The sequence below is a fragment of the Mycobacterium sp. pR1184 genome, from assembly GCF_041287235.1.
Classification (GTDB): Bacteria; Actinomycetota; Actinomycetes; order Mycobacteriales; family Mycobacteriaceae; genus Mycobacterium.
Window position 1 is genome coordinate 22917 of record NZ_JBGGKR010000008.1, and the last position, 21081, is coordinate 43997.

At 65.2% G+C, this 21081-nt stretch carries 20 protein-coding genes; 16 read left to right on the top strand and 4 right to left on the bottom strand.

The window, feature by feature from the left end; all coding sequences use genetic code 11:
• Positions 1 to 48: 48 nt before the first annotated feature.
• Positions 49 to 1269: a CaiB/BaiF CoA transferase family protein gene (locus tag ACAG21_RS15540; protein ID WP_370497020.1), complete on the bottom strand. Its 1221-nt coding sequence runs from the start codon at positions 1267 to 1269 to the stop codon at positions 49 to 51.
• Between the two features lie 234 nt (positions 1270 to 1503).
• Here ACAG21_RS15540 and ACAG21_RS15545 point away from each other — a divergent pair, with 234 nt between their 5' ends.
• From ACAG21_RS15545 to ACAG21_RS15580, 8 genes are read left to right on the top strand one after another with little or no spacing between them, the layout of a single operon-like run.
• Positions 1504 to 2367: a mycofactocin-coupled SDR family oxidoreductase gene (locus tag ACAG21_RS15545; RefSeq protein ID WP_370497021.1), complete on the top strand. Its 864-nt coding sequence runs from the start codon at positions 1504 to 1506 to the stop codon at positions 2365 to 2367.
• Positions 2368 to 2410: 43 nt separating this feature from the next.
• Positions 2411 to 3394 carry a thiamine pyrophosphate-dependent dehydrogenase E1 component subunit alpha gene (locus ACAG21_RS15550; RefSeq protein ID WP_370497022.1) on the top strand — a complete coding sequence of 328 codons (984 nt, stop codon included), beginning with the start codon at positions 2411 to 2413 and terminating at the stop codon, positions 3392 to 3394.
• Positions 3395 to 3398: 4 nt separating this feature from the next.
• Entirely contained in the window at positions 3399 to 4397 is a 999-nt protein-coding gene (locus tag ACAG21_RS15555; RefSeq protein WP_370497023.1) for an alpha-ketoacid dehydrogenase subunit beta, read from the top strand.
• Positions 4390 to 4626 (top strand): lipoyl domain-containing protein, encoded by a 237-nt coding sequence (locus ACAG21_RS15560; RefSeq protein ID WP_370497024.1) that lies wholly within the window; start codon positions 4390 to 4392, stop codon positions 4624 to 4626. Before ACAG21_RS15555 ends, ACAG21_RS15560 begins: the two co-directional genes overlap by 8 nt.
• Before the next feature lie 16 nt (positions 4627 to 4642).
• A complete protein-coding gene (locus ACAG21_RS15565) occupies positions 4643 to 5515 on the top strand; it encodes an enoyl-CoA hydratase-related protein (protein ID WP_370497025.1) in 873 nt (290 codons plus the stop codon).
• An 8-nt stretch (positions 5516 to 5523) separates the two neighbouring features.
• Positions 5524 to 7056 carry an acyl-CoA synthetase gene (locus ACAG21_RS15570; RefSeq protein ID WP_370497026.1) on the top strand — a complete coding sequence of 511 codons (1533 nt, stop codon included), beginning with the start codon at positions 5524 to 5526 and terminating at the stop codon, positions 7054 to 7056.
• Positions 7057 to 7078: 22 nt separating this feature from the next.
• Positions 7079 to 8440: a Rieske 2Fe-2S domain-containing protein gene (locus ACAG21_RS15575; RefSeq protein WP_370497027.1), complete on the top strand. Its 1362-nt coding sequence runs from the start codon at positions 7079 to 7081 to the stop codon at positions 8438 to 8440.
• A complete protein-coding gene (locus tag ACAG21_RS15580) occupies positions 8437 to 10137 on the top strand; it encodes an FAD-binding protein (protein ID WP_370497028.1) in 1701 nt (566 codons plus the stop codon). The genes ACAG21_RS15575 and ACAG21_RS15580 overlap by 4 nt, the downstream gene beginning before the upstream one ends.
• Here the strand turns inward: ACAG21_RS15580 and ACAG21_RS15585 are convergent.
• Positions 10134 to 10973, bottom strand: a complete 840-nt coding sequence (locus tag ACAG21_RS15585; RefSeq protein WP_370497029.1) for an enoyl-CoA hydratase-related protein — start codon at positions 10971 to 10973, stop codon at positions 10134 to 10136. The two genes, ACAG21_RS15580 and ACAG21_RS15585, sit on opposite strands and share 4 nt — an antisense overlap.
• A 169-nt stretch (positions 10974 to 11142) precedes the next feature.
• Between ACAG21_RS15585 and ACAG21_RS15590 the strand changes: the two genes are divergently transcribed.
• The 4 genes from ACAG21_RS15590 to ACAG21_RS15605 all read left to right on the top strand — a co-directional run bounded on the left by ACAG21_RS15590 (position 11143) and on the right by ACAG21_RS15605 (position 14781).
• Positions 11143 to 11997, top strand: a complete 855-nt coding sequence (locus ACAG21_RS15590; protein ID WP_370497031.1) for an SH3-like domain-containing protein — start codon at positions 11143 to 11145, stop codon at positions 11995 to 11997.
• Positions 11994 to 12704, top strand: coding sequence for a thiocyanate hydrolase subunit gamma (scnC, locus tag ACAG21_RS15595; RefSeq protein WP_370497032.1), 711 nt, complete (start codon positions 11994 to 11996; stop codon positions 12702 to 12704). The genes ACAG21_RS15590 and scnC overlap by 4 nt, the downstream gene beginning before the upstream one ends.
• A 13-nt stretch (positions 12705 to 12717) precedes the next feature.
• Positions 12718 to 13089, top strand: a complete 372-nt coding sequence (locus ACAG21_RS15600) for a thiocyanate hydrolase (protein WP_370497033.1) — start codon at positions 12718 to 12720, stop codon at positions 13087 to 13089.
• A 258-nt stretch (positions 13090 to 13347) separates the two neighbouring features.
• Entirely contained in the window at positions 13348 to 14781 is a 1434-nt protein-coding gene (locus tag ACAG21_RS15605) for a DEAD/DEAH box helicase (protein WP_370497034.1), read from the top strand.
• Positions 14782 to 14785: 4 nt separating this feature from the next.
• Here ACAG21_RS15605 and ACAG21_RS15610 read toward each other — a convergent pair whose 3' ends face one another.
• Positions 14786 to 15331, bottom strand: coding sequence for a class I SAM-dependent methyltransferase (locus ACAG21_RS15610; protein WP_370497035.1), 546 nt, complete (start codon positions 15329 to 15331; stop codon positions 14786 to 14788).
• A gap of 201 nt (positions 15332 to 15532) precedes the next feature.
• Between ACAG21_RS15610 and ACAG21_RS15615 the strand changes: the two genes are divergently transcribed.
• Complete coding sequence (locus ACAG21_RS15615; protein ID WP_370497036.1) at positions 15533 to 16132, top strand: TetR/AcrR family transcriptional regulator; 600 nt, start codon at positions 15533 to 15535, stop codon at positions 16130 to 16132.
• Between the two features lie 73 nt (positions 16133 to 16205).
• A complete protein-coding gene (locus ACAG21_RS15620; protein WP_370497037.1) occupies positions 16206 to 17891 on the top strand; it encodes an acyl-CoA synthetase in 1686 nt (561 codons plus the stop codon).
• Here ACAG21_RS15620 and ACAG21_RS15625 read toward each other — a convergent pair.
• Positions 17875 to 19641, bottom strand: a complete 1767-nt coding sequence (locus ACAG21_RS15625) for an amidohydrolase family protein (protein ID WP_370497038.1) — start codon at positions 19639 to 19641, stop codon at positions 17875 to 17877. The genes ACAG21_RS15620 and ACAG21_RS15625 overlap by 17 nt on opposite strands.
• Before the next feature lie 179 nt (positions 19642 to 19820).
• Between ACAG21_RS15625 and ACAG21_RS15630 the strand changes: the two genes are divergently transcribed.
• Together ACAG21_RS15630 and ACAG21_RS15635 are read left to right on the top strand one after the other, a co-directional pair.
• Positions 19821 to 20489 carry a TetR/AcrR family transcriptional regulator gene (locus tag ACAG21_RS15630; RefSeq protein ID WP_370497039.1) on the top strand — a complete coding sequence of 223 codons (669 nt, stop codon included), beginning with the start codon at positions 19821 to 19823 and terminating at the stop codon, positions 20487 to 20489.
• Between the two features lie 31 nt (positions 20490 to 20520).
• A complete protein-coding gene (locus ACAG21_RS15635) occupies positions 20521 to 20994 on the top strand; it encodes a hypothetical protein (protein WP_370497041.1) in 474 nt (157 codons plus the stop codon).
• The last annotated feature ends 87 nt before the right edge of the window (positions 20995 to 21081 follow it).

Here is a 21081-nt window from a genome sequence, read left to right on the forward strand (position 1 = left end):
TAAGAGCCGTTTGTCAACGGTTGCGCGGTTGGCGTGGTTGCGCCGGTATCAGAGGATCGAGTTGAGTTCCTTCGCCTTTGCGATGTCGTCCCACTCGATGCCGAGCTCGAGCAAAATCTCCTCGGTGTGCTGACCATGTTCTGGAGCCCGCGCGGGCAGTGGTGGCGTTTCGTTGAATTGGACCGGCGCAGCGACGATTCGATATTCCTCGCCATAATCGTCGACGTTTGTCACCACGTACCCATTGGGTTCGACTTGCGGGTCATGGAGTGTCTCCCTTGGTGTCGCGAGTGCACCCCACACGCCTGGTTCGCTTTCGAGCACCTGCTGCCAGTGTGCAAGGTCCTGGCCGGCAAAAGTCTTCGCGACGATTTCGGTCGCCGCGGCCGCGTTCGCGATCAGATTGCTCGACGGCACGAAGCGCTCGTCGGTGGCCAACTCCGGCAGCCCGATGCGCTCACAGAAGCCGGCCCAGAATTTGTCCGGTTGCAGGAAGACCAGCTGGATCCATCTGCCGTCCTTGGTTTTGTACCGGTTCACCAGCGGATTGATGGCTAATCCGGGTGGGGCCCCCGGAATGCCGTCGATATCAAAGAAATCGGCGGCACAGATTGACGGCGCGATAGACCACATCGCCTGGGCCAGTAGGGAGGAGTCGACGATCGTCGGCTCGCCGGTGCGTTCCCGGTGGAACAACGCCGCGCACACGCCACCGGCCAGTGTGGCCCCGCCTTGCAGGTCACCGAAGCCGGGGCCCTGGACCGCCGGGGTGTCGGTCCCGAACGGGGTCAGGGTGTAGGCGACCCCGCCGCGCGCCAGGTAGGTGGCCGCATCGAAGCCGCCGCGATCGCGGTCCGGGCCGCGCACCCCGAGGCCGGTGCCGCGCGCAATGATGATCTTCGGGTTGAACGCGCGAATGTCGTCGACGGTAAGCCGCGCGCGCTGCAGTGCGCCGGGCAGCCAGTTCGTCAGGAATACATCCGCAGTGGCCAGCAGACGGCCGAACAATTCGCGCCCCGTCGCGGACTTGATGTCGATCCCGATGCTGCGCTTGCCACGGTTGCCCAACTCGAGGATGAAGTCGGCATCCGGGCGGGCCGCTTCGCGGGTGAACCCGCCGACGACCAGGGCACGGCCGGGATCGCCGAACGCCACGCCCTCGACCTTGATGACGTCCGCCCCCCAGTCCGCCAGCGCCGCTCCGGCCGAGGGGACATATGTCCATGACGCCAACTCGACTACTCGCACCCCGTGCAGAACGCCTGACATCGCCAACCCCCTGGGTCCCCGGACTGTTCTTGCTATTTTAGATATTCTAGTTACTCTAAGGGATATCGATAGCCCGGCTACTGCCACGTGCAGGTTTACGTGGAGAGATGCGATGGAGCCGATCGTTGGTCAGATCCCGAATTTCGCTGGCCCGCCAGGCCACCGGGGTAACGAGCCCCCACGCGGGCCCCAACTTGGGTCGTTGGAAGTAGCCACCGGGACGAAGGATCAGCGATGGGCAGGGTAACGGGCAAGGTCGCCGTGATCAGCGGCGCCGCGCGGGGTCAGGGACGGTCGCACGCGCGGATGCTGGCCGCCGAAGGTGCCGACATCATCGCGGTCGATCTGTGCGCGGACATCGACACGAACGAGTACCCGCTGGCCCGGCCGGAGGATTTGGACGAGACGGCACGGCTGGTCGAAAAGGAGGGACAGCGCGCGTTCACAGCGATCGCCGACGTCCGCGACCGGGTGGCCCTGTCCACTGCGATCGATGAGGGTGTCGCCGAACTCGGACACCTCGACATCGTGGTCGCCAACGCGGGCATCTGCCCGCTCACGGCGGGCTTGCCCCCGAAGGCGTTCGCCGATGCCGTGGACGTGGACCTGGTCGGCGTGCTCAATCTCGTACACGGGAGCCTCAAACACCTAGAGGCCGGCGCATCGATCATCGTGATCGGTTCCAACGCGGCATTCATGTCGTCGATGAACACCACCGGCATCGATGGCGGACCCGGCGGCGCGGGCTATGCTTTCGCGAAACTGGCTGCGGCGCACTATGTCAACGACTTCGCACGGGCGCTGGCACCGTTCTCCATCCGGATGAACGCGGTACACCCGACCAACGTCAACACCGACATGTTGCACAGCCCGCCGATGTATCGCGCCTTCCGTCCCGACTTGAAAGAGCCGACGCGTGCGGACGCCGAACCGATTTTCCCGTTGGTCCAGGCGATGCCTATCCCCTACGTCGAACCTGAGGACATCAGCGAGGCGGTGCTGTTCCTGGCCTCCGACGCCGCCCGCTATATCACCGGACAGCAGTTGCGCGTCGATGGCGGCGGCTTCCTCAAGGTCAAGCCATGGTCAGGCGCATGACGGCGGTGGCACCAATCAGACTGCACCACAACGGAACAACGCGATGACCGATACCCAGTCCCCCGATGTCAAACGCCTGTACGCGCTGATGGTGCTGATGAAGGCGGCCGACGACCGGCTGTCCAAGGGCATCGGCACCGGCGAGTTCATGTGCGTGTACTGGCCGTCGCGTGGCCAGGAGGCGATCGCCGCCGCGATGGGTATCGCGCTGCGGCCCGACGACCAGCTGGTGACCACCTACCGCGGGCTGCACGATCTGATCGGCAAAGGCGTCCCGCTCGAGGAGATCTACGGCGAGATGATGGGGCGCAGCGTCGGTGCCGGTCGCGGCAAGGGCGGAACCATGCACATCGCCAAACCTGAGGTGGGCGTGATGCTTTCGACCGGAATCGTCGGCGCCGGACCGCCGGTGGCCGTGGGCCTGGCGATGGCCGCCAAACGCAAGGGACTCGATCGCGTCACCGTGGTCAGCTTCGGCGACGGCGCCACCAATACCGGGTCCTTCCACGAGGCGGCCAACATGGCCGCGCTCTGGGATCTGCCGATGGTGTTCGTCTGCCAGAACAACCAGTACGCCGAAATGACGCCGACGCGCGACACTATGAAACTCGAGCAGGTCGCCGACCGGGCCGCCGGATACGGAATGCCGGGCGTTCGGGTCGACGGAAACGACCCGCTGGCCGTGCGGGCCGCACTGGACGAGGCACTACGGCGGGCGCGCGGCGGCGACGGCCCCACCTTCATCGAGTGCGTGACCTTCCGCTTCCGGGGCCACTATTTCGGTGATCGAATGCCCTACATCCCGAAGGAACAATTGGAAGCGGCGATGGCCGCCGATCCGGTGCCGCGTTTCCGCCGCTATCTCGCCGACGCCGGCATCGCCGACGAGCAGGAGCTCGCGCGCATCGACACCGAAGCGCTGGCCGCGGTGGAAGCCGCCCTGCAGACCGTGATCGGCGCGGCGTCTCCCCTGGCCGACGAGCTCGACCGTGACGTGTACGCAACCCCGATCAAGTTCCCGGTGTAAATCCATGGACGAAAAAGAGATGACGATGCGCGAGGCGCTGAACCTCGCGCTGGATCAGGCGCTGCAGGCCGACGACCGAGTGTTCCTGCTGGGCGAGGACATCGCGGATCCCGGTGCATCCGGACCGACGGCGGGGTTGTCGACGAAATACGGTCACGACCGGGTGCTGGACACGCCGATCTCGGAGGCCGCGATCGTCGGCGCGGCGATCGGCGCCGCGATCGACGGCCTACTGCCGGTGGCCGAGATCATGATCATGGACTTCATCGGTATCGCCGCCGATCAGCTGATCAACAACGCCGCCAAGTTGCGGTTCATGACTGCCGGCCGCACGACGGCGCCGATCACGATCCGCACCCAGGTGTATGCGGGGCTGGCCACCGGCGCCACGCATTCGCAGAGCCTGGAGGCGTGGTTCATGCACATCCCGGGGATGAAGGTGATCGTGCCGTCCACCCCGCGAGACGGCAAAGGCCTGCTGGCCTCCGCGATCTTCGACCCCGACCCATGCCTGTTCGTCGAGACGATCCGGCTGCAAGGCAAGAAGGGGCCGGTACCCGTCGATCCCGGGTTCTCGATTCCTCTCGGCCAGGCCGATATCAAGCGGCGGGGTACCGACGTGAGTCTGATCAGTTACGGACGCAGCGTGCATGAGGCACTCGCGGCGGCCGACACCCTGGCCGCCCACGACGTCAGCGCCGAGGTCGTCGATCTGCGCACCCTGGTGCCGCTCGACGTCGAGACCATCGTCGCGTCCGTACGGCGTACCCGCCGGGCCGTAATCGTCCACGACGCGGTCCAATTCGCCGGCCCCGGAGCAGAGATCGCCGCGATCCTGCAGTCGGAATTGTTCGGCGAGCTCGCCGCACCCGTCGAGCGGTTAGGCGCCCGGTTCGTGCCCAGCCCGGCCGCCCCCGCGCTCGAGGCGCAGGTGTACCCGTGCGCGGCCGGAATCGTCGAAGCAGCCCAGCGCTCCTGCAAGAAGGCGAATGCGCATGGCTGACTTCGTTATTCGCATCCCTCGGGTATCGGTCGCGGTGTCCGAAGCCGAACTCACCGGATTGCTGGTCGGCGCCGGCGAACACGTCGAGGCGGGCACACCGATCTACGTGATCGCCACCGAGAAGGTGGAACAGGAAATCGAAGCGGGAGCATCCGGCACCGTCCAGTGGACGGGCCAGGTCGGGGCAATCTACGACATCGGCGCCGAAATCGGCGTCATCACGTCATAACGGAAGGGCAAAGCATATGGACCTCAACGAGACTCGCGAACGGATCATTTACCAGAAGGACGGACCGATCGCCAAGATCATCCTCAACTGGCCGGAGAAGGCCAATGCGCAGGACCAGAAGCTGGCCGAAGAGGTCGACGCCGCTTTACTGGACGCCGATCGCGACTACGACATCAAGGTGCTGGTGCTCAAGGCCAACGGCAAGGGCTTCTGCTCCGGGCACGCGATCGGCAACAACGCCGTCGACTACCCGTCGTTCGTGGAGAACGCGATGGTGACGGGCCACCCGTGGAAGGCGCAGTCGGATCTGTTCGTCAAACCGACCCTGAACCTGTGGGAGTTCTCCAAGCCCACCATCGCCCAGGTCCACGGCTACTGCGTGGGCGGCGGGACGCACATGGGCCTGACCACCGACATCGTCATCGCCGCCGATGACGCCTACTTCTCTTACCCGCCGCTGCAGGGGTTCGGCATGCCCTCGGGCGAATGTTCCATCGAGCCTTGGGTGTTCATGAACTGGCGGCGTGCGGCCTACTACCTGTTCACCGCCGAGGTGATCGACGCGCGCAAGGCGCTGGAGGTCGGCCTGGTCAACGAGGTGGTCAAGCGCGAGGATCTCGACGATCGGGTGGACGCCATCGCCCGCCACATTGCCCAGGCGCCGTTGACGACGCTGATGCTCACCAAAGCCAATCTGAAGCGGGCCTGGGAGCTGATGGGCATGCGGGTGCACTGGCAGAGCTCCAACGATCTCGTCGCACTCGCCTCGATCAGCAAGGACGTGCAGCAGCTGATCCAGACCGTCTTCAAGGACAAGGTACTGCCATCCGAGCACGCGCGGCGTCAGGCCGCGGCCGCCGCCCAGACCGACGGCGCCGCAGCGACGTAGGTCTGCTGGTGAACATCGCCGATCACGCGATCGCGCTCGCACAGTCGCCGGCTTTGATTGCCGACGGCAACGCGATCTCGTTCGGCGAGCTCTACACGCGCAGCCAACGGGTCGCCGCGGCGCTGCACGATGCGGGGTTGCGCCGCGGCGACGGGGTGGCCCTGGTGTTGCCGAATCGACCGGAGTTCTTCGAAATCACCTGGGGGTGCCAGCTTTCCGGGCTCTACTACACCGCCGTCAACACCCACTTCACGCCCGACGAGGTTGCCTATGTGATCGGTGACTCGGATGCCAAGGCGGTGTTCGTCGACGCGTCGATGCCCGAAATCGCTTCCCACGTAAGCGATGTGAACACGGCGGTCGGCGTCCACATCGGCGTCGGCGGCGTACTGCCCGGTTGGACCCGATACGAGGACGCTTTGGCGGCGGCGGGTGCCGCGCCACCGTTGTCGGACGGATCCGAGATGCTCTACTCGTCGGGCACCACGGGCCGGCCCAAGGCGGTCCGCCGGCCGCTGCCCGTCGACGGCAACGGCTCCTGGGCGCAGTCGGTGCTCGAGCTGGCACTGATCCACAAGTACGGCATGGACCAATCGAGTGTGTACCTGTCTCCGGCGCCGCTGTATCACGCCGCCGGCGTGAACTACACCATGGCGGCCAACCGGGTGGGTGCGGCGTCGATCATCATGAAAAAGTTCGACCCCGAGGCGGTCTTGCGACTCATCGAGATACACCGGGTGACTCACGCCCAGTTCGTTCCGACGATGTTCGTCCGGATGCTCAAACTGCCCGAGGCGGTGCGGCGCAGCTACGACGTCTCCAGCCTGCGCTGCGTCATCCATGCGGCCGCTCCCTGCCCGGTGAAAGTCAAGCACCAGATGATGGATTGGCTCGGACCGATCATCCACGAATACTACGGCGGCACTGAAGGATTCGCGGGCACCGTGATCGGTCCACAGGAGTGGCTGGCCCATCCCGGCTCGGTTGGCATCCCGATGGCCCCGGTGCATGTGGTCGGCGACGACGGACAAGAGCTTCCCATCGGTCAGGCTGGAGAGCTTTACTTCGAAGGTGGACCCGAATTCGAGTACTTCAAGGATCCCGCCAAGACCGCCTCGGTGTACAACGACCGCGGCTGGCGATCCTTAGGGGACATGGGATACGTCGATGAGGACGGGTACATGTACTTGACCGATCGGTCGACGTTCACGATTGTGTCCGGCGGGGTGAACATCTACCCGCAGGAGGCGGAGAATCTTCTGGTCATGCATCCCAAGCTGGTCGATGCCGCGGTGTTCGGCGTTCCCAACGACGAGTTCGGCGAAGAGGTCAAGGCCGTCGTGCAGCCCGCCGCCGGAGTTGACGCCGGGCCCGACCTGGAGGCCGAGCTGATCGCGTATTGCCGGGCCCACCTCGCCGGCTACAAATGCCCGCGCACAGTCGAATTCGATCCGCAACTGCCTCGCGATCCGAATGGAAAGCTCTACAAGCGGCGCATTCGCGAGCGTTATTGGCAGGGGCGGACATCACGAATCGTGTGACGCTGACACAAGGGATGACGAGATGGCTGTAGAAACAGGTTCGAGACGCGCGAACTGGACGGCGTTACCGGTGCCGTGGGCGGTGACGGCCGCCGATCGAATTCCCAAGCAGCGCTACTACGATCCGGATTTCTACGCGCTCGAAGCCGAGATGTTGTGGCCCCGGGTGTGGCAGATGGCGTGCCGGCTCGAGGAGATACCCAAGCCCGGCGACTACGTGGAGTACGAGATTCTTGACGAGTCGATCATCGTGGTCCGGGTCGACAGCCAGACCGTGCGGGCTTATCACAACGCCTGTCGCCATCGCGGGGTAAAGCTGGTGGAAGGCAACGGGAATCGGCGCACCTTCGTGTGTCCGTTCCATGGCTGGTGCTGGGGCATCGACGGCCGTAACACCAACGTGGCGCGGCCCGAGACGTTCGCCGAGGACAACCTGCGCCCGGATGACCTCGAACTCGTGTCGGTCCGCTGTGAGCTGTGGGGTGGTTGCGCGTGGATCAACCTCGACGCCGGTGCCCCGGCGTTGCGGGAGTGCATGGAACCGTTCGCCTCGATCTATGACGCCTGGCATGTGGAGACGCTGCGCACCGAGTGGTGGCAATCCTGCCGACTGCCGGTGAACTGGAAATTGGCGACGGCGGCATTCATGGAGGGCTACCACGTTCCGCAGACGCACCCACAACTGCTGCCGTCGAGCATGCCGACCACCACCGCGAAACCCGGCCTGGCGCAGACCAACCTGTATTTCATGCGCACGCTCGGCGAAGGCATGGCGGGCATGACGCATCAGAACGACGTCCGGATCGCCGAGGGCTTGCAGAACATCGAGCTGCCGGCCGATCCCGCCGAGGCCATGGTTACCTGGCGAAGCACCCTCAACGACGCCATCGTGAGCTGGCATCGGGCGCGGGGTTGCGACATGCCCGATCTCAACGAGTTGGAGCGCCGCGGCATCACCGAGGCGATCAATTTCGCTTTCCCCCATTACTTTTTGCTGCCGCAATACAGCAGTGCCTCGTCGTACCGGATCCGGCCGTTGGGGCCCGAGGAGACCCTGTTCGAGATCTGGTCGCTGACGCGGATCCCGCCGGACCAGCTCACCGGCAAGCCCACCCCACCGGAACCCATGGCACCCGATGACCCGCGCTGGCCACCGATTCCGGCCCAGGACTTCTCCAACTTGCCGCGCCAGCAGAAGGGTCTGCATTCCAAAGGGTTTGAGTTCATGCGGCTGTCCGACCAGATCGAAGGGCTGATCTCGAACTTCGAGCGGGTTATCGACGGGTTCCTCGCCGGCCTGCCGTATGACGCGCTGGTTCCCGCGATCCAGAAGACCAACACCACGATCGACGTGCCGATCGCGGATCTCGGATTCAGCTCATGACCACCCAGTGGGACCGCTCGGTCGACCTGCTGATCGCGGGCAGCGGTGGGGGCGGCATGGTGGCGGGGCTGGCGGCGCTGGACAGCGGGCTGGAACCCCTGATCGTCGAAAAACAGGCCCTGGTCGGCGGTTCGACCGGGCTTTCCGGCGGGATTGTCTGGCTGCCCAACAATCCGTTGATGCGTGCCGACGGCATCGCCGATTCGCACGAAGACGGCCTGGCGTATCTGGCCGACGTGGTCGGCGATATCGGTCCGGCTTCCTCGCCGGCGCGCCGGGAGATGTTCCTCACCGCGGGTTACGAGATGATCAATTTTCTCGTCCGCAAAGGCGTTCGGTTGATCCGCTGTGCCGGCTGGAGCGATTACTACCCGAACCACAAGGGCGGCAACGAGTCCGGCCGCGCCGTCGAGGGAATCCCGTTCGACGCCGCCGAGCTCGGCAGCTGGCACGACAAGGTGCAGCCGCCGCTGGCCAAGAATTACGGGTACGTGGTACTCACCAACGAGCTTCGCTCGGTCCAGTACTTCAACCGTGCGCCCCGCGCATTCGCGGTCGCTACCAAGGTGTTCCTGCGCACCGCCGCGGCACGTGCTCGCCGAACCCAGGTCCTCACCAACGGCGCTTCGCTGATCGGGCAGATGCTCAAGGGGCTGCTCGACCTGGGCGGCAATCAGCCGCCGCTGTGGACGAGCACCGCGATGCAAGACCTGATTGTCCAGGACGGTCGCGTTGTCGGCGCTCGCGTCACCCGGAACGGCGTCGCGCTGAACATCGAGGCGCGCAAGGGAGTTCTGCTGGCAGCCGGCGGCTTCGGCCACAACAAGGAGATGCGCCGCCGGTACAGCGGCGACCAGCCCAATGAAGGCCAGTGGTCGATCGCCAACGCCGGTGACACCGGCGAAGTGCTGGAAACGGCAATGCGGCTGGGCGCCAAGACCGATCTGCTCGACGAAGCATGGTGGCTGCCTTCGGTTTTCATCGCAAACGGAGGCGCAGTCGCCGCGTCCCTGGGCTCGGGACGACAGCGCCCCGGCGCCATCTACGTCGATTCGACCGGTCGTCGGTTCTGCAATGAATCGAACTCCTACGTCGAAGTGGGCAAGGCGATGTACGCCAACAAGGCGGTCCCGTGCTGGATGATCTTCGACGAGGGATACGTGCGCCGATACGTCACCAGTTCCAACCCGCTGAAACGCAACCAGCACCTGCCGCCCGAGCTGGTCGAGAAGGGCGCGGTCAAACGGGGCGTCACGATCGCCGACCTGGCCCGCCAGATCGACCTGCCGGCCGATGAGCTGTCGCGCACCATCGAGCGCTTCAACCGGTTCTCCGCCAAGGGATTGGACCCCGACTTCGGACGTGGGCAGTCCGCCTACAACGACTGTCTCGGCGACCCGGGATATCGACCGAACGCCGCCATCGGGCCGCTGGACCGGGCGCCGTACTACGCGACCCGCGTTCTGCCATCCGACGTCGGAACTTGTGGCGGTGTGATCACCAACGAACACGCCCAGGTGCTGGATCAGCAGGACCAGGTGATCGATGGCCTGTACGCGACGGGCAACACCACCGCGACGGTGATGGGCCGCACATATCCGGGTGCGGGAGCGAGCATCGCCAGCTCGATGGTTTTCGGTTACGTCGCCGCACGGCATGCGGCCGGGCGCAAAATCGCCGGCGAGAAGAGTCGCTAGGAATTTTTGTCGTCGCGGTCGACGAAATCGCGTGGCTTCATGCCTGATTGCATCAGTTCGGCTCGGCGTGCCTGGACGTCGGTCGCGGCACCGACCATGTTGGTCAGGATGTGGCTGACCTGAAGGTGCACCCGCATACCCATCAGTTCCCACGCGCGCTTGACGTTGTTCTTCACCGCCATCAGTGTGGTCAAGGGGATTTGGGCGATCTTGCGTGCCATCTCCTCGACGGTGTCCTCGAGTTCTTCGCGCGGCACCACCCGGTTCAGCAGGCCCCACTCGAGAGCCTGCTGAGCGGACAGCGTCGGCGCCAGCAACAGCCAGTCCATGGTGCGATGCCAGTTCATCAGCAGCCACGGCTCAATCATGGTGTGGCCGCCGGGTTCTCCGAGGCTTTGGGCAAGCGGCATCTGGAAATACGCGTCCTCGGACGCCACGCAGAAGTCGGTCAACAGCCCGAGGTAGATCCCGCCGCCCATGCAATAGCCGTGAATCTGAGAGATCGTCGGCTTCGGGAATTCCCACAAGTACAGCGTGGGCCACAGAAATAGATCGGCGGTCCCTTTGTACAGGTCCTCGAACGTGTTTCCGAAATCCGGATAAGGGTTTTCGTCCGGCCCCCAGCGGGCGACGTGGCCACCGCAGAAGCCCTTGCCGTTGGCCTTGAGGATGACGACCTTGATCTCGCTGTCGCGGTCCGCCTCGTGCAGACAATTGTCGACTTCGGTGACGAGCACCGCATCCTTGGTATTGGCCTTGTCGACCCGATTCAGAATTATCCGCGCGATCGGCGGTTCGCGTTCGTAGATGATCGATTCGAGGACGCGACGCTCCATCGGCTTGACATTACCGGACACCCGAAAGTCTGAAACCCCAAACGCGCATTGCAATTTCCGCATCGAAAATCCTCCACCACTTGCGTGATCTTGACCGGAGGAGTGAGCTGTATTCGGTAAGCACTGGACTACGACTCAGCGCAGATCCGGATGAACGAATGGGGCTCTGATGGCGACTCCGCAGGATCGGGTAGAGCAGCTGGATCTGGTTGCCAGGCTGAAGTCCTCGTTCCCGGAACTGCCGAACGCACCCGCTCCGGATCTCATCGACCATGACCGGTTCACCGCCTACACCAAGACTCCGCACGACGTCGGTGGTGAGCCGGATGCGCCGCTCGAATTCGAAAACAAGCAATACGAAATCTGGGAAGAGAACACCTACGTCATGTGCGAGGTGCTCGGGCTGCGCGGAATCTGGCTGTCCGAAGAACGGCGCCGGATGGGCAATGTCGACCTGGGCCGCACGATTTATCTTGGGCTTCCCTACTACGCGCGCTGGCAGCTCGCGGTGGTGCGCGTCCTGGTCGAGAAGCACCACATCGGCCTGAGCGAGCTGGCCGAACGCATGGCCGAGGTGAAGGCTCGCTACGCGGGCGGCCTGCAGGGAAAACCGTTGGAGGCCAAGCCGAAGTTCGAGGGCGACCCCTCCTCAGTCAAACGCAACCGTCATCACCGGCACGCCGTCGGAAAAGGCGACCCGCAGGTGTTTGCCGGGCAGGCCGGTGACCCGAAGTTCACAGTCGGCGACAAGGTCGTGGTCCGTGAGCTGCCGGTCCTGCTCTATACCCGCACCCAGGAATACGTCCGGGGCGCGACCGGCGAGATCGCGAAAGTTTCGTACGAAAGCCCTGCCGCCGAAGACGAGACCTGGGACGGGCCCGACCAAAAACCCGAGTGGTTCTACATCGTGCGCTTCAACCTCTCGCAGCTGTGGCAGGGCTACACGGGTCCTCCAAACGACACTCTTCAGACCGAGATTCCGCAACGCTGGCTCGACTTCGCCGATGAAAGGACGTCGGCATGACCGACCACGACCACGACCACGACCACGACCGTACCGCCGCACCCATGGTGGACGAAATCACCGACTTCGAAGTCCTCGAGATCGCATTGCGCGAATTGTGCATCGAGAAAGGGATTTTCACCGCCGAGGATCATCGGCACTTCACCGAGTTCGCCGAACATATCGGCCCCACCCCGGCCGCCCGCCTGGTGGCCCGGGCCTGGCTCGATCCCGAGTACAAGGCCCTGGTGCTATCCGATCCGCTGGCCGCCAGCAAGGAGGTGGGCGTCGACTGGATGCAACCCACCGGGTTTGGAACACCCAGTGATTTCACCGCGTTTCACGTACTCGAAGACACACCGACGTTGCATCACGTGATCGTGTGCACGCTGTGTTCGTGCTATCCGCGTCCGATATTGGGCAATTCGCCCGAGTGGTACCGCACCCCCAATTTCCGCCGTCGGATCGTGCGCTGGCCCCGCCAGGTGCTCGCGGAGTTCGGGCTCTACCTTGCCGAGGACGTGGAGATCCGCGTGGAGGATTCGAATCAGAAGCACCGCTTCATGGTGATGCCGGTGCGCCCCGTTGGAACCGACGGCTGGTCGGAGGATCAGCTGGTCGAGATCATCACCCGCGATTGTCTGATCGGAGTTGCGCTGCCCAGGCCCGACGTGACGACGAATGCCGTCACCCGAACCCGGCCCGCCAACCATCCGGTCGGCGACTGACCGAAGCAGACCAATGAGCACTCCCGAACGGTCCCCAATCACACCTTTGGCGAAAATCGTTGAACGCAACCAGATTTGGGGCCTTATGGCGGCGAAATATGGGGTTGATAATCCCATTCCCCCCTGGAAAACGAGCCTCGAAGGCATGTGCGACGCACTTGACCAAAGCGCTTGCGGCCCAGAAGTACTCAACTTTGCCGAACGGCGCGACGAAGAAGACGAGCTGTCGGCCACTGTCTACTCCGAACTGCCCTACCCGGAGAACCGGCTCGTCGCATTGGCGCACTCGCTGGTGGCGCGCGGGGTGATCGACGAGGCCGAGCTGACGGAGCGGTTGGCGGCGGTCCGGGCCAGGTTGGAGACCGGAGCGACCGGCGGCGTTTAGCCATTCGGCGCCGGGTGCGCTAGGCTGGTGGCAACGTTGGACTCATCCCTTGAACGCCAACCCCGTCGTGGAACGCTTCTCATCCCCGGTTGCCAGCCCGAAGTCCGTGCTCAACACCGAATCCAGATGACCGTGCATCCGCACTAGCTTGTCTCGCGGCGATCGATTTTGCCGACCGGCAATCTCGCCACCTAGTGCTGATGGCCGCACGATGTACTCGTCGCCGGCTCGGCACCGATGCCTGAAAGGCACCGAAAAGTGACTACCGACAAAACGTTTGCCGATCTTGGCGTGCCACGAGCAATCGTCACCGCACTCGCCGAGCGCGGCATCGAACATCCATTTCCGATTCAGGTCGAAACCCTTCCCGACACGCTGGCCGGCAGGGACGTGCTGGGCCGCGGGAAGACCGGCAGCGGTAAGACGCTTGCCTTTTCGATCCCGCTGGTCAGCCGGCTCTCCGAGGGAAACCGGCGTCCGTCGCGGCCATCGGGTTTGGTGCTGGCACCAACCCGTGAGCTGGCGAGCCAGATCACCGCGACGCTGGAGCCGCTGGCAGCGGCCTGCGGGCTGCGCGTCACGACGATCTTCGGTGGCGTTTCGCAGAGCCGCCAGGTGAGCGCCCTGAAGTCCGGCGTGGACATCGTGGTGGCCTGCCCGGGCCGGCTCGAGGATCTGATGAAGCAGCGGCTGATCAGCCTCGAGGCTGTCGAGATCACCGTGATCGACGAAGCCGATCACATGGCCGATCTCGGCTTTCTGCCCGGCGTCACCCGGATCCTGGCCGCCACGCCGAATGGCGGTCAGCGGCTGCTGTTTTCGGCGACGCTGGACAACGGCGTCGACAAACTAGTCAAGAAATTCCTGCGCGACGAGGTGTCACACTCCGTCGACGGCGCCGACTCGCCGGTACCCGCGATGACCCATCACGTGTTCCACGTCGCCAACGCGGAAACCAAGAAGGAAGTCGTGCACCGGCTCGCCTCGGGTACCGGGCGCCGGATTCTGTTCATGCGCACCAAACATCAGGCCCGCAAGCTCGCCAAGCAGCTCACCGAGTCGGGAGTTCCGTCGGTCGACCTGCATGGCAACCTGTCTCAGCCCGCCCGCGAGCGCAACCTGGCGATGTTCGCCTCCGGTGGCGCCCGGGTGTTGGTGGCCACCGACATTGCCGCGCGTGGTGTGCACGTCGACGAGGTCGAACTCGTCGTGCACATCGATCCGCCCGCCGAGCACAAGTCCTATCTGCACCGGTCCGGGCGCACGGCCCGGGCGGGCAGCGCCGGTGACGTCGTCACGGTGGTGCTTCCCGAGCAGCGGCACGACACGCAGTCGTTGATGCGCAAGGCGGGTATCAAAGTCGCACCCCAGCAAGTGACCGCGACATCGGACGCGGTGCACGCGCTGGTGGGTGAGGTCGCGCCGTACCAGGCGCCCGTCCAGGTGCCCGCGCAGTCACCTCAGCAGCAGCGGCCGAAGGCCGGTGGGAGGCGCCGCCGTGGCGGCGCACCCGCACAGCGCAGTGGCGCACCCGCACAGCGCAGTGGCGCACCCGCACAGCGCAGTGGCGCACCCGCGCATCGCACTGGCACGCCGGCGCATCGCGGAGGCACACCTGTGCATCGCAGTGGCACGCCGGCACATCGCGACGCTGCACCGACGCGGCGGCGATCGAGCCGCGCGCAGGGGTAGATCGTCAGGCGCGCCCCAGCAGCCACGCCTGCCCCTGGCCTTCGCCGGCGGCGATGACGTGTAGTTGCGCGAAGGCCACCGCAAGTTCACCGGGCGCCGCGCGAAACGGGCCCGGTTCGGCCCCGACTTCGCTGAGCGCCGCCGTGGCCAGCAGGCCGCCCGGCGCCAGGCGGTCGATCAATGCCTGGTCGAGGCGACGGTCGCGGAATCGGTGGCAGACGATCACGTCGACGGGTGGACCGTCCGGCAATCCGTCGTCGAGATCTACGACATCGAAACGGCAACGCTCCTCGATGCCGCTGTGCCGGGCCAGTTCGCGGGCCTGGCCAACGGCAACCGCGGAGACGTCGATGCCCATGACCTGCAGTCCTCGCTGCGCCAGCCATACGCTGGCGAGTCCCCGGCCGCAGGCGACGTCGAGCGCCCGCCCCGTCGTCGGGAAAATGTCGGCATAGGCGGCGAAGGCAGCAGGAGGCCCAACCGCCGCGCCGGACGCCGGTTCCTTGCTCGTGTACCGCTCGTCCCAACGGCGCTGGTCCTCCCGGGTCACAGCCGCCACCTTACGACTCGCGGGGCACGCGACACGAAGAGCCAAAAATTTTGGACAGCTGTCTGCGTTTGAAGCGGCAGAGCAACCTGCGCGTGTCCGCCAGGCGAGACTAAACAGCCGCTGTCGACGCAGTACCAGGACGTTTAACCGTCGGGCGACGGGGTGGTTGGCCGTGCGGTCGCGGTTTTCTACACTGGACGGGTGTCTAGAGAAACGGCACCTGCGGCCCGGTCGGCGGACGGTGCCGCGGGGGGGCGCCGCTCGGATCGTCGGCCAGGTCAGACGATCCGCAAGGTCCTCGACGCCGGTCTGGCCGAACTGCGCGAGTCGTCGTACGCCAACCTGACGATGCGGGCCGTCGCGGCGCGGGCCGGGGTATCGCCGGCCAGCGCCTACACCTACTTCCCGTCGAAGAGTGCTCTGGTGGCTGCCGTCTATCTGCGCTTTCTGCGTGCGCTGCCGCTGCACACCGACGTCAACGACACCACCAAGACCAGGGTGAGCGCGACGCTGCGCGACATGGCGGTGGCCGTGGCCGACGAGCCTGAGTTGAGTGCCGCCTGCGGAACAGCCTTGATGGCCGACGATCCGGCCGTTGCACCGCTGCGCGAACAGATCGGTGAAGAAGTGTCCAAGCGGATCGCCGCCGCGCTGGGCCCGGGCTGGCCGCGCGCGGTGAAGACCACCCTGCAGATGACGTTCGCCGGCGCGCTGATGACGGCGCGATTCGTCAGCTACGAGGAGATCGCCGGGCAACTCGACGAGGCGGTCAACCTCATCTTGGGGGCCTCGGTTGCCTGATTAGCCGGCCGCACAAGTGAAGTGGATTGGTCATGCCCGCCGGGGAGCGCCGGGGAAGACTTCGAGGAGAGTCATGGGTGATAGCGGATTCAACCTGTCGACGGTGTTTTCGACTCTGGCACAGGCACTGCCGAAGCAACGCGTCTTGCTCTGGCGCGGCCGGCAGTGGACCTACGCCGAGATGGACGCACGCGTGGACGGCGTCGCCCACTACTTGGCATCGCTGGGACTGGGGTGTCACACCGAACGAGATGGCTTGCAGGGGCACGAATCCGGCCAGGACCACATCGGGTTGTATCTGCGTAACGGCAACCACTACCTGGAGGCGATGATCGGGGCCTATCGCTCGCGCATCGCACCGTTCAATGTCAACTACCGCTACGTCGATGCCGAGCTGGTCTATTTGCTCGCCAACGCCCGGGCCCGCGCCCTGGTCTACCACGCCGAGTTCGCGCCCCGCGTCGCGTCGATTCGCGATCAACTCCCCCAGCTGGAATTCCTGATTCAGGTGGCAGACGATTCCGGGCAGCCGTTGCTGCCCGGTGCGGTGGACTACGAATCGATCATCGAGACACCACCCCCGCCCGGCGGAATGCCCACCCCCTGCGGGGACGACCTTTACATGCTCTACACCGGCGGCACCACCGGAATGCCCAAGGGTGTGCTGTGGCGCCAGCATGATGTGTTCGTATCCTCAATGGGCGGACGGCCTTTCGGCTCCGACGAGGCGATGACGTCCTATGGCGAACTGGCCGAGCGCGCGTCCGCGGCGCCCGGGTTCGCCTCGGTGCTGCTGATCCCGCCGCTGATGCACGGCGCTGCGCAGTGGGGCGCATTCCAGATCATGACGATGGGCGGCTGGATCACCTTCCCCGACGACGTTCACCGCATTCGCGCCGACGAAATTCTGCGACTTGTCGAACGCGAACGGGTGATGAGCATCCCGGTCGTCGGCGACGCGATCGCGCGCCCACTCATCGATGAGATCGAGCGCGGTGACTACGACCTGTCGGGGCTCGTGTCGATCAGCAACGGCGGCGCGGCGCTGACTCCCAGTGTTCGCAAGCGCTTTCTGACGGCGCTGCCGAACCTGCTGGTGATCGATTCCGCCGGAGCCTCGGAAACCGGGTTGCAGATGAGTGCCATGCCGGCACAATCGGAACCCACCGTCGTTGCCGCTTTCACTCCGGGCGCCGAAACTGGCGTTATAGCAGCGGATTTCAGTCGGCAAATCGGGCCCGGCGGCGGCGAGGGCTGGCTGGCGCGGCGCAACACGATCCCGCTCGGCTACCTCGGCGATGCGGAGAAGACGGCACGCACTTTCCCGATCGTCGATGGGGTGCGCTGGTCGATTCCGGGTGACCGGGCCCGCTTCCTCGCCGACGGACGTATCGAACTGCTCGGCCGTGACGCCGTCACGATCAACTCCGGCGGCGAAAAGATCTTCGCGGAAGAAGTCGAGGCCGCCATGGCCGAACATCCCGGCATCTACGACGTCGTGGTCACGGGCCGGCCTTCGGAGCGCTGGGGCAATGAGGTCGTCGCGATCGTTGCACTCGTCGAGGGCGAGGATCCCTCCGACGAGGAACTGCTAGAGACGTGCCGGCAACACATCGCCCGATACAAACTGCCGAAGGCCATCATCCGTACGGCCCAGATCCAGCGCTCACCGGCCGGCAAGGCCGACTATCGGTGGGCCAAGCAGATCGCCGCCGAAAGCCGGCAATCGCAACAGGATCCGGCTAGACCGCCGGTGTAAGCGCCCGGGCCGGCTCACCGGCACGCAAGAACTGGCCGAACCGCTGCTTGCCCAGCACCGGCGAGGCCTGTCCCGCGTTGAACACTGGTTGTCCCGACACGAATACGTGCGTGACGGTGTCGTCGTTGCGGTTCACCATGCGCGACAGTCCGCCGTAGGACTCGACCGGGTGCTCGGCGTACGCATCGAGCGATTCGTCGAGCTTGTCCGGGTCGATGACCACGATGTCCGCCCGGTCGCCTTGACGCAGGGTGCCCGCGTCGATCCCGTACCAGGCTCCGAGTTCACCGGTGAGCCGGTGCACTGCCTGCTCGATCGACAGGAACGGCGTGCCGCGCTTCGCGGCGTCGTTCACGTGCCGCAGCAGCCGCAGGCCGGAGTTGTAGAACGCCATGTTGCGCAAGTGCGCGCCCGCGTCGGAGAACCCCATCTGGACGCATGGGCTTTGCGCCAGCTTCTTGAGCAACTCGGGCCGGTGGTTGGAGATCGTGGTACGCCAGCGCAGTGCCTCGCCGTGCTCGAGCACCAGATCGAGGAACGCGTCGACCGGATGCAGGCCGCCGCGATCGAGCCCGACCTGCCCAAAAGACTTGCCTACCACCGATTCGTCGGGGCACGCCACGATGTCGGCGTCGAAGAAGTCACGGTGCCACACTCGCGGCCCGTATTTCTGGTCGTAGTCCTTGCGGAACTGGCGCCGGTATTCCTCGTCGCGCATCAGCTCGTTGCGGGCGAGCTCGTCCTGCAGATGCAGGGCAGCGGCGCCGGAGCCGAATTCTTCGAAGATCACCAGCGAAATCCCGTCGGCATACACTTCGAACGGCACCGGCAAATGCTGCCAGCGAAAGTCACCGCCAAGTCGATTGACGACCCGCGCCGCGGCCTCCATCAGGTAGATGACCGGTGGCAGGGCCTTTACATCGGCGGCCGACAGCAGACTGGTTTTGAGGCGACGGCGGCCCACCCCGAGCGAGGCCGCCAGCTGGGAGAAGATCGACAGCGGATTCTTGATGTCGGGACCCGACTGCAGGATTTTGTTGCGGCGCCGCAGAATAGCGTTGAGCCGACGCAGTTCGCGTGACGTGGCATAGGTCGACGGCAGCGTGCGCGACCGGCACACCTCCCCGTCGAGCTTGTCGAAGAGCAATTGCTGCGAGGACATCCCGACGAAGCCCTCGTCGAGCGCTTCGGTCAGCATCGACTCCATCCGCGCCAATTCGCCCGCCGACGGCCGGATGTCCTTGCGGGTCGCCCGGTCGAGCCCCATCGTCGCCGCCCGCATATCGGAATGGCCGATGAACGCGGCCACGTTGGGACCCAGGTTCAGCTCCTCCAGGGCGGCCACATACTCCTTTGGGGTACTCCACGACCGGGCCTTGTCGAGCTGCTCGATGACGTAGCGCCGCGGAATCGCCTCGACTCGGCCGAAGATGTCGCCCGCGTCGACGTTGTCCAGGTACACCGTCGACAGCGAGCAGGAGCCCAGCAGCACGGTCGTGACACCGTGTCGCAGTGACTCGGAAAGCGCTGGTTCACAGAGTGTTTCGATGTCGTAGTGGGTATGGATGTCGATGATCCCGGGGATCACCCACTGCCCTGTTGCGTCGATGACATCGGCGCCGGTCACGTCCAGCACCTCGTCGGTGATGGTGGCCACGCGGCCGTCGCGCACCCCGATGTTGCGAACAGCCGACGGCGCGCCGGTTCCGTCGAACCATCGTCCATTCATGATCACGGTGTCGTACTGCATGTTCCGGGCCTCCTGATTAGCAGTGAGCATACACACCTGCGATAGTGTCTCGTCATAGGTTGTTCGGGCTGCGGGCCCCGGTCGCGGCGTCGGCTAAGCGCATCAGCAACGATCGTCTAGCTGCGACGATATGATCTAGCGGTGATGAGCACCGACAACATGTTTGCCGCCCGCTAGTTATGCGCAGTCACGGTTGGGCCGGGAACACGCCCGCCTCCGATGAAGAGGCGATCGAGCGGATCCTGGATGCGGCGGACAAGATCATCGACGAGCGCGGCTCGGCCATGCGGATCGCCGATGTCGCCCGGGCTCTGGGCGTGACCCGGCAGACCGTGTACCGGTACTTCCCCGGGACCCAGGCATTGCTGGTGGCGAGCGCGATGCGATCGGCCGACGGCTTCCTCGATCATCTGGCGGCCCACCTCAAAGGCATCACCGATCCCGTCCTGGCGGTGACGGAGAGTTTTGCGTTCTGCGTCGAGCAGCTGGCGTCCGACAATCAGCTGGAGTTGGTGCTGAATCAGCGCCACCGCGGGGGTCAGACGATCTCCATCGTGTCGGATACCGCGCTGGCCTTCGGGCGATCGATGCTGCACCGCTTCGATATCGATTGGGAGCAGCACGGTTTCGACGACGCGGGCCTGGACGAGTTGAACGAATTCACCCTTCGGCTGTTGCACTCGTTCCTCGCAGACCCCGGCCGGCCCGCCCGCAGCGGCGCGGATCTTCGGCGCTACCTGGTCCGCTGGATCGGGCCGGCGATCGCCTACCCGCAAATCGCCCAGGCGATGGACCCGTTGCGGACTCCCGAGCCGCGAGCGCGGCGACGGCCCTCGGCGGCGTCCTGATCCGGGATCACCCGCTCGAGGAGGAGTGACCATGGTCGGACTTGGACAGCTCGCGTTGGACAGCGCACCCGCTTTCGGCGGTGTCTTACTGGCGCTGGCGGCCGTGCAATTCCGGGGTCCCGACTACCGGCAATTGATCCAGCAGGACATGGATTTGCTGGATCGCCTGCCTGCCGAGGCCACCGAAAGGCGCGACGCGCTGCGCCGCTCGATCGACGCCAGGGTCGACGACTTGGTCGACGCCGCGAACCGCAGCCGTGCATTGCGCCGGGCCGCGATGTCCTACCAGGGCAACTGGCGCGATGTGGTGGTGATGTTGTGCGCGGTGCTCTTCACGATCGTCTGGTGGGGCGTCGACCACAGCCGGGGCAACTGGTTGCCGATGTTCATCCTGCTGATCCTGCTGTGCGTGCTCGCGGCCGGCTACGCATTTCGTGGCGTGCTGCGTGCGGGCAGCGCATTTCTGCACCGGCGGCATAGCGGCGACTCAGATGCGCCAAAGTAGCTGCGCTACAACGACTTCGCTCATAGGCGGCCTGCCGCGGCCGACACGCCAGCGGATACCAAATTGCCCGGGCGCTGCTGGCGAAAA

Excerpts from the sequence above, each read along its gene's own strand:
- ACAG21_RS15540 (WP_370497020.1), bottom strand. The coding sequence starts at position 1,269 with ATGTCAGGCGTTCTGCACGGGGTGCGAGTAGTCGAGTTGGCGTCATGG.
- ACAG21_RS15545 (WP_370497021.1), top strand. The coding sequence starts at position 1,504 with ATGGGCAGGGTAACGGGCAAGGTCGCCGTGATCAGCGGCGCCGCGCGG.
- ACAG21_RS15550 (WP_370497022.1), top strand. The coding sequence starts at position 2,411 with ATGACCGATACCCAGTCCCCCGATGTCAAACGCCTGTACGCGCTGATG.
- ACAG21_RS15555 (WP_370497023.1), top strand. The coding sequence starts at position 3,399 with ATGGACGAAAAAGAGATGACGATGCGCGAGGCGCTGAACCTCGCGCTG.
- ACAG21_RS15560 (WP_370497024.1), top strand. The coding sequence starts at position 4,390 with ATGGCTGACTTCGTTATTCGCATCCCTCGGGTATCGGTCGCGGTGTCC.
- ACAG21_RS15565 (WP_370497025.1), top strand. The coding sequence starts at position 4,643 with ATGGACCTCAACGAGACTCGCGAACGGATCATTTACCAGAAGGACGGA.
- ACAG21_RS15575 (WP_370497027.1), top strand. The coding sequence starts at position 7,079 with ATGGCTGTAGAAACAGGTTCGAGACGCGCGAACTGGACGGCGTTACCG.
- ACAG21_RS15580 (WP_370497028.1), top strand. The coding sequence starts at position 8,437 with ATGACCACCCAGTGGGACCGCTCGGTCGACCTGCTGATCGCGGGCAGC.
- ACAG21_RS15585 (WP_370497029.1), bottom strand. The coding sequence starts at position 10,973 with ATGGAGCGTCGCGTCCTCGAATCGATCATCTACGAACGCGAACCGCCG.
- ACAG21_RS15590 (WP_370497031.1), top strand. The coding sequence starts at position 11,143 with ATGGCGACTCCGCAGGATCGGGTAGAGCAGCTGGATCTGGTTGCCAGG.
- scnC (WP_370497032.1), top strand. The coding sequence starts at position 11,994 with ATGACCGACCACGACCACGACCACGACCACGACCGTACCGCCGCACCC.
- ACAG21_RS15600 (WP_370497033.1), top strand. The coding sequence starts at position 12,718 with ATGAGCACTCCCGAACGGTCCCCAATCACACCTTTGGCGAAAATCGTT.
- ACAG21_RS15620 (WP_370497037.1), top strand. The coding sequence starts at position 16,206 with ATGGGTGATAGCGGATTCAACCTGTCGACGGTGTTTTCGACTCTGGCA.
- ACAG21_RS15625 (WP_370497038.1), bottom strand. The coding sequence starts at position 19,641 with ATGCAGTACGACACCGTGATCATGAATGGACGATGGTTCGACGGAACC.
- ACAG21_RS15630 (WP_370497039.1), top strand. The coding sequence starts at position 19,821 with ATGCGCAGTCACGGTTGGGCCGGGAACACGCCCGCCTCCGATGAAGAG.
- ACAG21_RS15635 (WP_370497041.1), top strand. The coding sequence starts at position 20,521 with ATGGTCGGACTTGGACAGCTCGCGTTGGACAGCGCACCCGCTTTCGGC.